The 13,161-nt window shown below is 62.6% G+C and carries 15 protein-coding genes and 1 tRNA gene; 8 read left to right on the forward strand and 8 right to left on the reverse strand.

What is annotated here, in order from left to right:
- Positions 1-261 (forward strand): DUF5518 domain-containing protein (locus tag AUR66_RS07690; protein ID WP_197409702.1); only part of this gene is annotated, 261 nt, incomplete at its 5' end.
- A 114-nt stretch (positions 262-375) separates the two neighbouring features.
- Entirely contained in the window at positions 376-1,170 is a 795-nt protein-coding gene (locus tag AUR66_RS07695) for a CBS domain-containing protein (protein ID WP_082682154.1), read from the forward strand.
- A gap of 14 nt (positions 1,171-1,184) precedes the next feature.
- On the opposite strand, the gene AUR66_RS07700 is transcribed toward AUR66_RS07695, so the two are convergent.
- The gene (locus tag AUR66_RS07700) at positions 1,185-1,838 is read right to left on the reverse strand and encodes an ArsR/SmtB family transcription factor (RefSeq protein ID WP_058571878.1); all 654 of its coding nucleotides are present in this window, start codon (positions 1,836-1,838) and stop codon (positions 1,185-1,187) included.
- Between the two features lie 90 nt (positions 1,839-1,928).
- A complete protein-coding gene (locus tag AUR66_RS07705) occupies positions 1,929-2,597 on the reverse strand; it encodes a DUF1405 domain-containing protein (protein ID WP_058571879.1) in 669 nt (222 codons plus the stop codon).
- A gap of 147 nt (positions 2,598-2,744) precedes the next feature.
- On the opposite strand from AUR66_RS07705, the gene gpmI reads away from it, so the two are divergent.
- Positions 2,745-4,340, forward strand: coding sequence for a 2,3-bisphosphoglycerate-independent phosphoglycerate mutase (gpmI, locus tag AUR66_RS07710; protein ID WP_058571880.1), 1,596 nt, complete (start codon positions 2,745-2,747; stop codon positions 4,338-4,340).
- 30 nt (positions 4,341-4,370) lie between these two features.
- Here gpmI and AUR66_RS07715 read toward each other — a convergent pair whose 3' ends face one another.
- Positions 4,371-5,003 carry a TVP38/TMEM64 family protein gene (locus AUR66_RS07715; RefSeq protein WP_058571881.1) on the reverse strand — a complete coding sequence of 211 codons (633 nt, stop codon included), beginning with the start codon at positions 5,001-5,003 and terminating at the stop codon, positions 4,371-4,373.
- 90 nt (positions 5,004-5,093) lie between these two features.
- Between AUR66_RS07715 and AUR66_RS07720 the strand changes: the two genes are divergently transcribed.
- The gene (locus AUR66_RS07720; RefSeq protein WP_058571882.1) at positions 5,094-5,465 is read left to right on the forward strand and encodes a DUF5830 family protein; all 372 of its coding nucleotides are present in this window, start codon (positions 5,094-5,096) and stop codon (positions 5,463-5,465) included.
- A gap of 83 nt (positions 5,466-5,548) precedes the next feature.
- Here AUR66_RS07720 and AUR66_RS07725 read toward each other — a convergent pair whose 3' ends face one another.
- Complete coding sequence (locus tag AUR66_RS07725) at positions 5,549-6,607, reverse strand: DUF7115 domain-containing protein (RefSeq protein ID WP_058571883.1); 1,059 nt, start codon at positions 6,605-6,607, stop codon at positions 5,549-5,551.
- A gap of 174 nt (positions 6,608-6,781) precedes the next feature.
- Here AUR66_RS07725 and AUR66_RS21155 point away from each other — a divergent pair.
- Positions 6,782-6,930 (forward strand) — tRNA-Met (locus AUR66_RS21155).
- A gap of 458 nt (positions 6,931-7,388) precedes the next feature.
- Here AUR66_RS21155 and trpB read toward each other — a convergent pair.
- The 4 genes from trpB to AUR66_RS07745 all read right to left on the reverse strand — a co-directional run bounded on the left by trpB (position 7,389) and on the right by AUR66_RS07745 (position 10,475).
- Positions 7,389-8,600 (reverse strand): tryptophan synthase subunit beta, encoded by a 1,212-nt coding sequence (trpB, locus tag AUR66_RS07730; protein ID WP_058571884.1) that lies wholly within the window; start codon positions 8,598-8,600, stop codon positions 7,389-7,391.
- Between the two features lie 358 nt (positions 8,601-8,958).
- Entirely contained in the window at positions 8,959-9,753 is a 795-nt protein-coding gene (locus AUR66_RS07735) for a spondin domain-containing protein (RefSeq protein WP_058571885.1), read from the reverse strand.
- A 146-nt stretch (positions 9,754-9,899) separates the two neighbouring features.
- Positions 9,900-10,190 carry a hypothetical protein gene (locus tag AUR66_RS07740; protein WP_197409703.1) on the reverse strand — a complete coding sequence of 97 codons (291 nt, stop codon included), beginning with the start codon at positions 10,188-10,190 and terminating at the stop codon, positions 9,900-9,902.
- A 9-nt stretch (positions 10,191-10,199) separates the two neighbouring features.
- Positions 10,200-10,475 carry an ArsR/SmtB family transcription factor gene (locus AUR66_RS07745; protein ID WP_058571887.1) on the reverse strand — a complete coding sequence of 92 codons (276 nt, stop codon included), beginning with the start codon at positions 10,473-10,475 and terminating at the stop codon, positions 10,200-10,202.
- Between the two features lie 344 nt (positions 10,476-10,819).
- On the opposite strand from AUR66_RS07745, the gene AUR66_RS21840 reads away from it, so the two are divergent.
- The 3 genes from AUR66_RS21840 to AUR66_RS07755 all read left to right on the forward strand — a co-directional run bounded on the left by AUR66_RS21840 (position 10,820) and on the right by AUR66_RS07755 (position 13,121).
- Positions 10,820-10,969, forward strand: a complete 150-nt coding sequence (locus AUR66_RS21840; RefSeq protein ID WP_197409704.1) for an HVO_2523 family zinc finger protein — start codon at positions 10,820-10,822, stop codon at positions 10,967-10,969.
- A 180-nt stretch (positions 10,970-11,149) separates the two neighbouring features.
- Positions 11,150-12,169, forward strand: a complete 1,020-nt coding sequence (locus AUR66_RS07750; protein ID WP_058571888.1) for a phytoene/squalene synthase family protein — start codon at positions 11,150-11,152, stop codon at positions 12,167-12,169.
- Positions 12,170-12,269: 100 nt separating this feature from the next.
- Complete coding sequence (locus tag AUR66_RS07755; RefSeq protein ID WP_058571889.1) at positions 12,270-13,121, forward strand: alpha/beta fold hydrolase; 852 nt, start codon at positions 12,270-12,272, stop codon at positions 13,119-13,121.
- The last annotated feature ends 40 nt before the right edge of the window (positions 13,122-13,161 follow it).

The following is a 13,161-nucleotide window of genomic DNA, read 5'->3' on the forward strand; positions in this document are numbered from 1 at the left end:
GCAACGCGGCGGACGGGTGAGAGCACCGGTGTGGGCGTCCGTACTGGCCTCGTCGGTGCCTTACCGGTCCTCTGGATGCTCTTCGACATGTTCGGAACCATCCGCGTGCTACCGAACCCGCTGTGGTTTTCGGCAGTTCTCGTCGGTCTCGCCCTCGTCGTGGCCGTGCTCGCTTTCGGACTAGCCGCGCTTGGTGGAGCGGTCGGGTCGAGACTCGGTAGTTGGGTCGCCGGCGGCCCACAGACACCAGCACCTCGGTAACGCTCAGTTCGCCTCGACTGTCACGGTCCACCGAGCCAGTACGTTTAGGCAGGTGCAGGCAGAACCTCGGCCACGCCTAACCCTCTCTGTTCGAGGCGTTTCCCTATGACACCGATGGAACTCGACGACGTTCGCGTCGACGCGTACATGACGACTGGCGTGGATACCGTCAGCCCCGAGACGTGGGTGACCGACGTCGTCGACCAACTCAAGGCTGGGTCGCAGTACGGTGGGCTTCCGGTCGTCGACGAGGGCGACCACCTCCTCGGGTTCGTCGGCGCAATCGACCTCTTGGAAGTCCACGGCAGCGAGCAAGTAACGTCGGTCATGAGCCGAAATCCCGTGGTCGTCCGCCCGGAGATGACGGTGAAGAACGCGGCCCGCGTCATCTTCCGCACTGGCCACCAGTTCCTCCCCGTCGTCGACGACGATGGAGTTCTCCTCGGGATGTTCTCGAACGGGGACGCCGTCAGGAGCCAAATCGAGCGCACGACGCCCTCGAAGGTGCAGAGTACACGAGAGATGCTCGAACGAACCCACGGCATCTCGATTCGCGTCACCGAACGAGACGTGACCGTCTCGTCGTTGATTCCGACACAACGCGAAGTACACGGCGACGAACTCGAAGGCCGCACGTACGAACTCAAGAACGGCCTCGCAGAACCACTCATCGTCGTGTCGTACGGTTCTGAGACGCTCCTCGTCGACGGCCATCACCGCGCACTCGCGGCCCGGCGACTGGACATCGACCGGATGGCCGCGCACGTACTTACGGTCTCTCCGGAAGAAGTCGGACAACTGGGTCTCCGACGAATCGCTCGCCTCGGCGGACTCGACTCCCTCGCAGACGTCGAAGTCAACGACTACGTGCAACACCCACTCATCGAGAAGACGGAGTCGGCCCAGTAGGAGAACGCGCCGACTCAGTTGATTTCCCAGCCGTCGCCGTTGTAGACGACGAGGCCACCCTCGGCGAGACGCTGGAGTGCGGCGTCGACCATGCCGGGGTCGGCGTTCACGTCCTTCGCGACGTCCCTGACGGTGTTGGCACCGTTCGCGAGGGACGCGAGAATCTCCGCGTAGAATCGACTGTCGGCGTCGACGCCGAGGCGTTCGTTGATTCGGTCGAGTACGTCGGTCAATCGACCCTGAACCCACCGCTGGGCGAGTGAGAGTTCGTTGTCGAGTTCCTGTAACTTCCCGAGTTCGCGCGCGAGGTCGACGACGTCGTTGGTCTCGGTGTTCTCTACGTCGAGAGAGACGTGTGGACATCGGCCGGCCATGTCGAGGCTCGGACTCGGTGGGTAGGCGCTCTTCGCGCCGAATCCGTACGGTGAGACGTTCACCTCGAGTCGGAGGTTTCGCGAGATGTGGAAGTACTTTCGCCGCTGGTCGTCTGTCCGTGACTCGATGAGGCCCGCATCCTCCAACTTTCGGAGGTGGTCGATGACGGCCTTTGGGCTGACGCCGAGGTACTCGCTTATCTCGGTGACGTAGCAGGGTTTCTGCGAAAGCAACCGCAAGATTCGACGGCGGTTTTCGTTCCCGAGTAGGTCTAGCAGTACCGCGGAGTCCATTACGTGTTCATAGTCTACGGGTGGCCAAAAGCCTGACTCATGTGGAACGTGACGCCGTAATGCGATTAGTGATTACGTCGCACGGTTGGGTCAGGAGGCCGATGGAGGGAGACGGTCGAACGCCCTGCTCGCGAGAAATACCGCGAGGAACGACAGTCCGACCGTAATCGCCGCGAGTAGGATTCCAGCCTCGTACTTCAGCGGCGGATAGTAGCCGAATCCGTAGTCGAACACGTCGTTGACGAGTGCGAGGACGAGGGCGAACCCGAGTGCACCTCTCGTCGTCGCACCGTAGCGCGGGACGAGATACGCCGCGACGAGGAACCCGAGGTGCGTGAGCATGATTCCCCAGTAGTCCCAGAGCGCCGCGCCCGAAAAGCCGACGTAGAGGTCGGGACGGAGGTTCAACGCGACGGCGGTCCAGATGCCGTACTTGACCAGCCAGACGAACGCGAGCGTGTGGAGGTACGCGAGCGGTCTGTTGACTGGGGCGTCGGCAACGGGGCGTCCGAGGTTCGGCAGGAGCGTCGCGGCGGACAACGTCATCAGTGCGAGGGCCGCAGGCGAGTCGCCGAACAGGGGGTAGAGGAACGTCGGGATGTCGGCGAGCGAGGGGTCGGAGTGGACGTAGAAACTCACGCCGACGAGGAACGCCGAGGCGTTGAGGGCGAGGAAGACGACGAGACTGGGGCCGTTTCCGAGGTAGTACTCGACCCACTCGTCGACGGCCTCGTCGAGGTCGAAATCGCGCAGACGCATCGCCGATGTGGACGGTGCGCCGGAAGAAAAGGCCGTCGGGGTCGGCCTCGAGGACTCGCTGTCGAACGAGTGGCCGTCGGAGTCGAACGAAGTCCCGTCGCTGCCGAGAACAAAGGACAATTACCCCGCGGTGCCGAATCACCGGATATGAAAGCAGCCCTCATCATCCTCGACGGATGGGGTCTCGGTGACCACGACCGCCGCGACGCCATCAAGGCGGCGGACACACCGAACTTCGATAGCTATCGCGACGCGGGTGCCTCTGGTACGCTCATCGTGGACGGGCGGCGCGTCGGCCTCCCGGACGGTCAGATGGGTAACAGCGAAGTCGGCCACCTCAACATCGGTGCCGGCCGCGTCGTCAAACAGGCGTATACCCGCATCGGCGACAGCATCGAAGACGGGTCGTTCTACGAGAACGAGGCCATCACGGGCGCCTACGACCACGCCGAAGAGACGGGCGGGCGCGTCCACTTCATGGGCCTCGTCTCCGACGGCGGCGTCCACTCCGACCAAGAGCACCTCCACGCACTCATCGAACTCGCGGCGGACCGCGGCGTCGAGGCCGTCACCCACGCGTTCATGGACGGACGCGACACCTCACCGACCGGTGGCGAGGGCTACCTCACCGACCTCGAAGCAGTCGTGGACGAACAGGGAACCGGGCAGGTCGCCACCGTCTCCGGGCGCTACTACGCGATGGACCGCGACCAGAACTGGGAGCGAACGAAGCGTGCCTACGACGCAATCGTCGAGCGCGAGGCCGACTGGACCGCAGAGACTGCCGTCGAGGCCGTCACCGACTCGTACGACCGCGGCGACACCGACGAGTTCGTCGAACCGACGCTCGTCGACGACGCGCCTGCGCTCGAAGACGGCGACTCGGTCATCTTCTTCAACTTCCGCGCGGACCGCGCCCGCCAACTCGTCCGGATGCTCTGCGACATCGACCCCGAGTGGGACGTCGAGACGACGCCACCGGAGATTCTCATGACGACGATGACGCAGTACGACAAGACGTTCGACGTGTCGGTTGCCTTCCCGCCGGAGCAACCCGAAGACACGCTGGGTGAAGTCCTCGCCGACGAGGGGATGACCCAGATGCGCCTCGCGGAGTCCGAGAAGTACCCTCACGTCACGTACTTCCTCAACGGTGGCCGCGAAGTCGAGTTCGACGGCGAGATTCGACGTATCGTCCCGAGTCCGGACGTGCCGACCTACGACTTACAACCCGACATGTCCGCCGAGGAACTCACCGACACGGCCATCGACGTCCTCGACTCGGACGACCCGGACGTGATGGTCCTCAACTACGCCAACCCCGACATGGTCGGCCACACCGGCGACTACGAAGCGGCTATCGAGGCAGTCGAGGCCGTCGACGCACAACTCGGCCGACTCGTCGCGAGCGTCCGCGCCCACGGCGGCCACGTCTGTATCACCGCCGACCACGGCAACGCAGACGACATGGGCACCGAAGACGACCCGCACACTGCGCACACCTTCAACCCGGTTCCGTTCGTCTACCTCGCCGCCGAGGACACCGACGAATCGGGAGACTCATCGAAGGAAGACGGCGACACGACCCCGAACGACGACGACCCAGACGAATCTGACCGTCCGCTCTCGGGTGGTCGGACCATCCGCGAAGGCGGGTCACTCTGCGACATCGCACCGACGATACTCGAACTGGTCGAAGTCGACCAACCGTCTGCGATGACTGGCGAGTCGCTTCTCGAATAAGACCCTACGCCGGCGGATTTTACTCGAATATTACGCCTCTGTTCCCGCCCGATACCGGCGGTACGCGGGGGGAACGAGCAACCCACATCCCGCGAGCGCAAAGAGGGCGACGAACTCCGGTCGAACGACTGCCTGGAGCGACCCGGTTGTGAGCGTCTCGACAGAGGTGCCGGCGACGACGCCAGCGACTGCCCACGGGAGTTCGCCGAGTGCGGTTCCGAGTGCGAACGCGCCGAGTGGGACGTTTGCGACACCTGCTGCGACGGATACCACGTCGGATGGAACCGGCAGAAGTCTGCTCGCGGTCACGCCCCGAACGGACCCCGTCATAGCGACGCTTTCCTCGCCGATCTCGGCCAGTCGGGTCGTCCCGCGGAACCGCCGCGCGAAGAGGAACGGCGGGATACTCGTGAGGACGATGAGCGCGAGGGCGAACGGAATGCCGACTGGGCCGAGTCCGTACCCGACGACGAGAGCGAGGAGCGTCGTCGGCCACGCCAGAAGCGGGCGGAGGAGGGCGAGGATGCTCACCGCGACGACGAGACGAACCGGGTCGGCAGCGACCCACGTCGCGTGCGAGATGACCGCCGCTGGTGAGACGGCGAACGCACCGACCAAGAGGACGGCCAGTGCGAGGCCAACGGCGAGGCGCGGGCGATTCACGGTAACTCGCCAGAGCGTCGTCTCGCAGCGACCAAACCCTTTGTGCTTCGGAGGGCTTTAGCCCGATGCGATTCGATAGACACCTGATTCGTGACGGAACAGACACGTGAGGAACGCGTCGAACTCGCCCTCGAACTCCTCGCCCACCTCGAAGCGGACGAACTCTCGCTCGCCGAGGTGGTCGACCGTATCGAGACGGTCACGACAGATCCCACGCTCACGCGTGACATCCTCGACAAAGCAGAACTCCGCGGTATCGTCGAACGAGAGGATGGCCGGATTCGACACCAACGCGGCGGGACGTTCGTGCGATTCGAGAGTCAGGTGGTCCAGCGCGAGGGTGACTTCGACTGTCGTCGCTGCGGTGCGTCCATCTCGACGGGCCACTTCGTGCGCTTCGACTCCGGCGAACTCGGGCCCTTTGGCTCGTCGTGTATCCGGAAAGTCCTCGGGCGAGAGTAGGCGACACTCGGGGAAAGCGACGAAAGAGAAGAGAGGGTGTCGAGTGCGGTGGTGAGAAGTGCAGTACGTGAGGGTGGACCGAACTATCGGCCGCGGCGAAGTTCTTCGATGAGTTGCTCGATGAGTTCTTGCTGGTAGCCGAGTTGCTCACTCTGTGCTTCGACGACGTCGCGGAGTGCCTCGACTTCGGCCGCGAGTTCTGCGATATCGTCGTCCGAATCAGACGCGGGTTCGAAGCCAGACCCCTCGAATCCCAGGTCGGCGGCGTCTGCGACGTTCTCCGTCGTCGCTTCGACCGTCTGGGTCTCTGTCGTCGACCCGACGGTGGTGGTCGCTTCGACTTGGGGGCTCTCGGTCGGTTCGGCGGGTTCGTCGTCCGCGCTCCGTGTCGCGTTCGCCGGTTCGTCGGACAGTTCGCCGGGGTTGGCGCTCAGCGGGTCGGGACCCTCGCCGAAGTCGGTGTTGTCCCGGGCTTCGTCGGCCTCCTCGTCTGCTTCCTGCTGTTCTGCAATCATGAGACGGAACTCTTCGAGACTGCCCACGTCGTGGTAGGCACAGAGCGCCTTCGAGAGTTTCTCGCGGACGACGCGAACCTCCTCGTTCGGAATCTTGAACCGCTCTTGCCGGCCGTCGACGGTGAGCACGACGGTGGTCGCAACACTCCCGGATTCGAACTCCAGGTTGGTCACGTCGTCGTAGTGGTACGACTCGTAGTCTTCGTCCCACACCGCGCTTCCGATGTGGCGAACGACGCGACGCTCGGCGACGGCGAACGTGAGTTCGCTGAACCGGAACGACTGGACGACGCGTTCGTCGTCGTCGATGACGCCGGCCGCAGAGAGGACGCCTTCGACGATGGGTTGGAGTGCGTCGTCGAGACGTTTGACCGAGAGAGCGAACGTCTGACTACCGTCGAGACCGTAGTCGAGCGAAATCTTCGCTTTTCGTCGCCCTGCACTCACAGAGAGTCGCTCGGCAGCGTGTGGAAACTCATCGACAGACTCGTCCGAGAGAAGGCCCTCGGCGCGGTAGACGAGGGTCCGCGTTGGAGTCACAAACAGTTCGTCCTCGCCCCCGAGATGCACGCGGGACACCACGTCTTCCTCACCGAGGATGGACTGGACGATCTCCGGTTGGCTCATGCGTGTGTGCACCCAGTGTCGGGTCATAAATCCGTGGGTCACAGACATTCGTGAGGGTGCCGTTGGGTGCTAGTTGTACGGACGTTTCGCACCCAATCGAGTGCAATGGTGACTCGCCACGGAGTCGGCCAAGATGAGAAGCTTAAATACAATCACCGAACAACGCCAAGTTGAGCCCGGGTGGCTTAGCTGGACATAGCGCCGCACTCATAGGGTTTCACAATCGGTGCGGAACGCCTTGGAAGCCTCCGCCCCTCGCGAGGTCATGCCGGCCTCGCACCTGGGACATGCGGAGATCGTGGGTTCGGAGCCCACCCCGGGCACTCTTTGTTTCGACGACTACGCTCTCACGAGCGTCTCGCTTCTACGCCCCGTCTCTGTCCGCGGCCGACACCCACTCGCACTCTCACCTGTCTTTTGACATCATAGCGAGGAAGTTCAGATGTTATATTTCTCAGACACAGAATCGCTTATTTTCTCATATCTTCCGCCGATACACTTTACCCCTCTGATATCCAATTGGTATACGCTGTTGTCAGAGGGGCTCTCCAGTTTGGTCGTCGAACTCGGCGACCATCCCCCCACCTCTCCACCAGAGCAGTTCACAAGTCTCTGTCAGCAGGTAGAGCCACGTTACACAGTGCGCCGAGGTTAGTTCCACTCGACGCACCGGTTCTCTACGCGATTCACCGAGCGTCGTAGAAGGGCCGAGCACCGCTGAATCGAAGTTGCAGAGCGATAGCCACCTCCACCGACTCGAAGAGAGTGGGCTGTAACTCCGTCAGAGGTCGAACTTCTCGGACGCCGTCGCCATGTCCTTGTCGCCACGACCGGAGAGGTTGACGAGAATCGTCTCGTGGTCGCCCTCCTCTGCTAGTTGGATGGCACGGGCCACGGCGTGGCTGGATTCGAGTGCGGGGATGATGCCTTCAGTCTCGCTGAGTTCGCGGAACGCGGCGAGTGCTTCGTCGTCTGTGATACCAGTGTACTCGGCCCGGCCGAGGGCGCGGAACATCGCGTGTTCTGGGCCGACACCGGGATAGTCGAGGCCGGCAGAGACGGAGTGAACTTCTACGTCGTCGTCGATGACGCGGGTTCGCATCCCGTGAATCACGTCGTCTTTCCCTTTCGCCAGCGGGGCGGCGTGTCGCTTCGACGACGACCCTTCGCCACCGCCTTCGGCCCCGTAGAACGCCACGTCGTCCTCAGAACGCTCCGCGTTCTGATGGGCTGCGGAAGACGACTCAGTCGTCTTCCGAACGTCATCACGGAACGCGTGGAAGAGACCAATCGCGTTCGACCCGCCGCCGACACAGGCGACAGCGGCGTCCGGCAGTTCGCCCGTGCGTTCGAGGAACTGCTCGCGTGCTTCTTCGCCGATGACGCTCTGGAAGTCGCGCACCATGCGCGGGAAGGGGTCGGGGCCGACGACGCTCCCGACGAGATAGTGAGTGTCGTCGATGTTCTGTGCGAAGTCCTCTAACGCCGCGTCGACTGCGTCGGCGAGGCCGGAATCACCGCGAGTGACCTCGTTGACTTCCGCACCCATCAGTCGCATCCGGAAGACGTTCATGCGCTGTCGGTCGGCGTCCTTCTTGCCCATGTAAATCTCCGTGTCGAGGTCGAAGAGTGCGCCGACCATCGCCGTCGCCGTGCCGTGTTGGCCAGCACCCGTCTCGGCGATGAGTCTGTCTTTCCCGGCTTTCGACGCGAGGAGTGCTTGTCCGAGCGCGTTGTTTATCTTGTGCGCACCGCCGTGAAGCAGGTCTTCGCGCTTCAGGTAGATGTCGGCGCCGTACCGGTCACTGAGGTTTCGCGCGTAGTACAGCGGCGTGGACCGCCCCGCGAACTCTTCGAGGAGGCTCCGAAATTCGGCCTGAAACTCCTCCGTGTTCGAAATCTCGTCGTAGGTCGCTGCGAGTTGCTGAAGCGAGTCGTCGAGCACGTCTGGGACGTACCGCCCGCCGTAGCCTTCGAAATCTCCGTCTGACATGTATGTCCATGTCAGTCTGTCCACCCACAAAAAGCGTTCTTAGATGACCAATTTCGCACGTCAGTGTCTTCGCACGTGGTCCGGTCGGACAGCGGGGTGAAGGTTCAAATAGGGAGACGGGACCAGACCGACCGTGAAGACGGCGAGAAAGACGCACGAAGCAGGCCGACGGGGACGAACGAGTAGAACCGAGTGGTGTAAACTGAGAGAGGAAATGTAGGGAGAGAAGCCACGAAAGGTGAGAAACGAGGGGCGGTTGGGAACGGTGCTTGCGAGGGGCAGTTGCGAACGGCGGAGCGGACGGTTCCGCGGGGACAGACGGGCGTGCGGGAGCAGTTGAGGTGGGTCAGACGGCGGTTTACGCCATCCGTTCGACCTGGACCAGCGCAACCGGGTCTTCCCATCCGTAGACGTCGGGGTCGAGGTCGCCGTCACCGACGATACCGCCGTGGGGCGTGATGACGCCGTCTTCGGCGAGGTCGGGGTTGCTCATCCCAGTCCCTTCTGTGCCCGTGTCCTCAGGGTCGATGCCGTAGAGGGCCTGCGCAGGGGGAACCATGTCAGCGTAATCTTCGGTGTTCGTCTCCGTGCCGGCGTCGAAACTCGACGCGAAGTACGACCGCGACTCGTTGACGCGTTCGGGGAGCGGAACGGTGTCGAGGCCGGTGAACCCGTCGTTGGTGCCGATGAGCATACTGACGAACGAGAGGTAGGCACCACTCGCGTCAGTCTCCAGTTCGAGAGTGGTCGTGTAGGGGAACATCTCACTCGCCGGGAGTTCAGTCGGGACGAGCGGTGTCTCGCCGATGGCGGCACCGCGAACCTCGCTGAGGCTCTCGGCAAGTTCGCCGAGGGGCGTGAGGTTCCCGTTTTCGGCGAGTTCTCTGATAGCGTCGCTCGCGGGGTCACCGACCGAGAACAACTCCACACTGGATTGGTGGGCGACCACGACAGGTGGCGTGAAGGGTTGGCCAGTGGAGAGGTTCGCTACCGTGACGCGGTAGGTACGGGCAGCGTTGCCACCGCCACCGTTGCCGTTCGCCTGTGCGGGAATCGTCACACCGCCGAGGCACCCGGCGAGTGCGGTCAGCGCACCAGCGCCGGTTAGTCCGAGGACGGTTCGTCGTGTGGTCGAGAATTGCTTGTCGGTCATCGTCTCTCACGTGTGGTCGAAGCCACGAGGAGAGAGACGTCAGCGGGCCTAAAGGCAATTTTTCGAGATTCGGACCGAGTTCGGGTCGAATCAGTACCAAATTCAGTAGCACACCCGACGGTGTGAACACGCATCCACGCCGTGGGTCAGCGCATCGTGACGTACGTCAAGAACGTGAGCGCGACGAGTTGGAGGCCTCGAAGCACGAGGACTGCCTGTTGGACGTGCGGGTCACCCGAGTAGAGACTCTGCATGGTGACGAAGAAGTACAGTGCGAACGCGTTCTCGACGAGCATCACGATTGCGAACGCGAGCAGGCCGAGGACGAGCGACGTCCGGAACGTCCGATAGTTGCGTACCCACACGGCGGCCAACGCCGTGAGGAAGACGATGTTCACGCCCGAGAGGACGCTCGCTGCCATAATTTGGGTGCCCATTGCCATGGTTCAATCGAGGTGTTTCGCTATCTCTTCGAACGTGTCGCGCGAGTGTTCGAACTGGTCGGTCAAAAAGTACAGTTGCCCGTACTTTTCACCGCCAGATTCGACGACGCCGTGCGATTCGAGTACGTCGAGGTGGTGTCTGATGGTCTTGTAACCGACGTCGAGTTCGTCGGCGAGGCGATTTGCGTTCAACGGTTGGTCAGAGAGGGTCCGGATGATACGGACACGGTTCTCTCCGCCCCGTGTCGCCGTGAGTAGATACCAAAGCGCCTTCTCCATCGACTGCTCTTCGTACAGATTCGTCAGGGGTCGTAATATTCACACTGGTTTGATACGACACGTCGACAGTGAGTCTCGGTTTCCGGAGTACATGAGGGTTGTTCCACATCAGTACCAAATTCGGGGTGAGTTCGTGAGGCGGCGCGCGGCGAACTCGTGAGGGTGTCGGCGAGACGAGGGCGGCGGCGTGTGGATGACGACCTGACCTATCGGAGCACTGCCACTCGTGGTCGGACTACGACACCCTCTTCGAGCGAGCACTCTCGTGGGCCCCACGAGAACCGGCAGGCAGTGCCGACATCGGCAGAAAGCAATATGTCAGTCGAGTCCTTGGAAAAACTCGTATGGACGCTTCGGATGGAGACACGTGTCGCATCGAGGCCCCGAAGGGCCGTCCGTGTCCCTTCTGCGGAGCGTCGATGAACCACCGCCACTGCAAGTACATCTGCCCCGAACACGGCGTCGTCTACGACTGTAGCGACACGTTCTGGTAGTGAGAGCTGACATATCCGTGTCAGTGAAACGCCACTGCCGAGTCAGCGGATTCGTGGGTTGATTCCACACCGGCGGCAAGTGTTATGTCGACAGCGGCCCATTGACTGTGTGAGACCACGTGCGGCCTCCCGGCCTCTTCTCGCACTCGAGACACAAGACGGTCACGCGAACACGAAACGATGGTAAACGAATCACAGGTCGAAGCCGGAAAAGAGATACAACAGCGAACGGGCAAGACGTTCTACTTCGCCACGCGACTCCTCCCGGAGCGCGTGAGACACGCGACGTACGTCCTCTACGCGTTCTTCCGTGTCGCCGACGAGGTCGTCGACGCCGAAGAGACGGCCCCGCCAGAGCAACAGCGACAGCGTCTCGAACGACTTCGTGCCGAAGCACTCGGCGACGTCGAGACGGACGACCCCGTGTTGTCGGCGTTCGCAGAACTCCGCGAACGGTACGGAATCGACCCAGACGACGTGAACGTCTTCATCGACGCGATGGAGTCAGACATCGACACCGACCACTACGCCACCTACGAACAGTTGGAAGACTACATGGACGGGTCGGCGTCGGCGGTCGGACGGATGATGACTGCCGTGATGCGCCCCGACGACCCGGACACGGCACTCCCGCACGCGACGGCACTCGGGCAGGCGTTCCAGATGTCGAACTTCCTCCGCGACGTCGGCGAAGACGTCGTCGAGCGTGACCGCGTGTACCTCCCGCAGAGCTCCTTAGAGCGCCACGGCGTCGACGTCGAGCAGGTTCTCGCCCTCGAATTCGACGAGTGCGTCGCTGCCGTGATGCAAGACGAACTCCGACGAACGGAGTCACTCTACCGAGACGGCGTCGCTGGCATCGAGCACCTCCCAGAGGATTGCCAGTTCCCGGTGTTGCTCTCGGCAGTCCTCTACGCCGACCACCATCGGTCGATTCGAAACCTCGGCTACGACACGCTCTCGACCACCCCCGAGTTGAGTTTCTCGCGAAAAGTCGCCCTCCTCGTCAAGACGGCGGCGTACTGGGCCGTCTGGCGCGACCCGGTGGCGGTGTTCAAAGCTGTGAGCGTCGTCCCCTACCCCGACGACGACGAGTTCGACGCCGACTTCGGCCCCGGGTCGACGCGGGTCGCCACGTCGCGAAATCAGGGCCGCTTCACCGGGTGGATTCGGTCGCTGAACCGCTGGGGTTCGGAGTAGCGACTTCTCTTCTCGTCCACGTCCGGAACCTCACTCACGCCGTCTCGTTGTCGGTTTACCCGAGAGCGTGCATTATGTCCGTCCGTGGCGTACCTGCCACATGGCAACCGTCAGGACGAACGGCATCGACACGTACTACGAACAGCGTGGTACCGGACCGCCCCTCGTCTTCGTACACGCCGCCATCCTCGACCACTCGCAGTGGGAACCACAGATAGCCGCACTCAGTGACGAGTACACGACGTACGCCTACGATGTTCGTGGACACGGGCGAACCGGCGGGTCGGCACGACGAGCCTACACGATAGACCTGTTCGCAGACGACTTGGACGCCTTCGTGACCGAACTCGACATCGACCGACCAGTTCTCTGTGGCCTCTCGACTGGCGGGTGTATCGCGCAGGTGTACGCGGCACGCCACGACGAACAGTTGCGTGGCCTCGTCCTCGCGGACACGTTCACGCCGGACCTGCTGAGTTTCCGTGAACGCCTCCAGCGGTCGCTCTTGTTGCGAGCGACGATTCCACCAGTCCGTCTCGTCGGCTACGAGCGTGTCGAACGCGTCTTGAACTGGGTACAGGAGCGACTCGGAGGAACCGACGCGACGGGCGACTACGAGAATATCGAGCAACTCAGAGCGGACGCACCGAAGATGCCGACAGACGAGTTCGCCAAGGTAATTCGTGCAGTCGCATCGTTCCACGAGACGGACGTCGACCTCTCGGCGATTCGCGTCCCGACACTGGTCTTGTACGGCGAAGACGAACTTCCGTTCGTCCGTGAACACGCCCGGATATTGGCGCGGTTACCGAATTGCACGGTTCGTGAAGTCCCCAACGCGGGTCACGCGTCCAACCTCGACAACTCCGACTACTTCACGCAGGCGACGCGAGAGTTCCTCACTGGCCTCGAAACGAAGAACGCTCTCGGGAGCAAGCACGACTCGGAGTGAACGTCTCTTAGGCCCCGACTTGAGTGTGCTGTGTCCCCGG

The sequence above is a fragment of the Haloferax profundi genome (assembly GCF_001469865.1).
In the GTDB taxonomy this organism is placed as follows: domain Archaea; phylum Halobacteriota; class Halobacteria; order Halobacteriales; family Haloferacaceae; genus Haloferax; species Haloferax profundi.

Excerpts from the sequence above, each read along its gene's own strand:
- AUR66_RS07695 (WP_082682154.1), top strand. The coding sequence starts at position 376 with ATGGAACTCGACGACGTTCGCGTCGACGCGTACATGACGACTGGCGTG.
- AUR66_RS07700 (WP_058571878.1), bottom strand. The coding sequence starts at position 1,838 with ATGGACTCCGCGGTACTGCTAGACCTACTCGGGAACGAAAACCGCCGT.
- AUR66_RS07705 (WP_058571879.1), bottom strand. The coding sequence starts at position 2,597 with ATGCGTCTGCGCGATTTCGACCTCGACGAGGCCGTCGACGAGTGGGTC.
- gpmI (WP_058571880.1), top strand. The coding sequence starts at position 2,745 with ATGAAAGCAGCCCTCATCATCCTCGACGGATGGGGTCTCGGTGACCAC.
- AUR66_RS07725 (WP_058571883.1), bottom strand. The coding sequence starts at position 6,607 with ATGAGCCAACCGGAGATCGTCCAGTCCATCCTCGGTGAGGAAGACGTG.
- trpB (WP_058571884.1), bottom strand. The coding sequence starts at position 8,600 with ATGTCAGACGGAGATTTCGAAGGCTACGGCGGGCGGTACGTCCCAGAC.
- AUR66_RS07735 (WP_058571885.1), bottom strand. The coding sequence starts at position 9,753 with ATGACCGACAAGCAATTCTCGACCACACGACGAACCGTCCTCGGACTA.
- AUR66_RS07740 (WP_197409703.1), bottom strand. The coding sequence starts at position 10,190 with ATGGGCACCCAAATTATGGCAGCGAGCGTCCTCTCGGGCGTGAACATC.
- AUR66_RS07745 (WP_058571887.1), bottom strand. The coding sequence starts at position 10,475 with ATGGAGAAGGCGCTTTGGTATCTACTCACGGCGACACGGGGCGGAGAG.
- AUR66_RS21840 (WP_197409704.1), top strand. The coding sequence starts at position 10,820 with ATGGACGCTTCGGATGGAGACACGTGTCGCATCGAGGCCCCGAAGGGC.
- AUR66_RS07750 (WP_058571888.1), top strand. The coding sequence starts at position 11,150 with ATGGTAAACGAATCACAGGTCGAAGCCGGAAAAGAGATACAACAGCGA.
- AUR66_RS07755 (WP_058571889.1), top strand. The coding sequence starts at position 12,270 with ATGGCAACCGTCAGGACGAACGGCATCGACACGTACTACGAACAGCGT.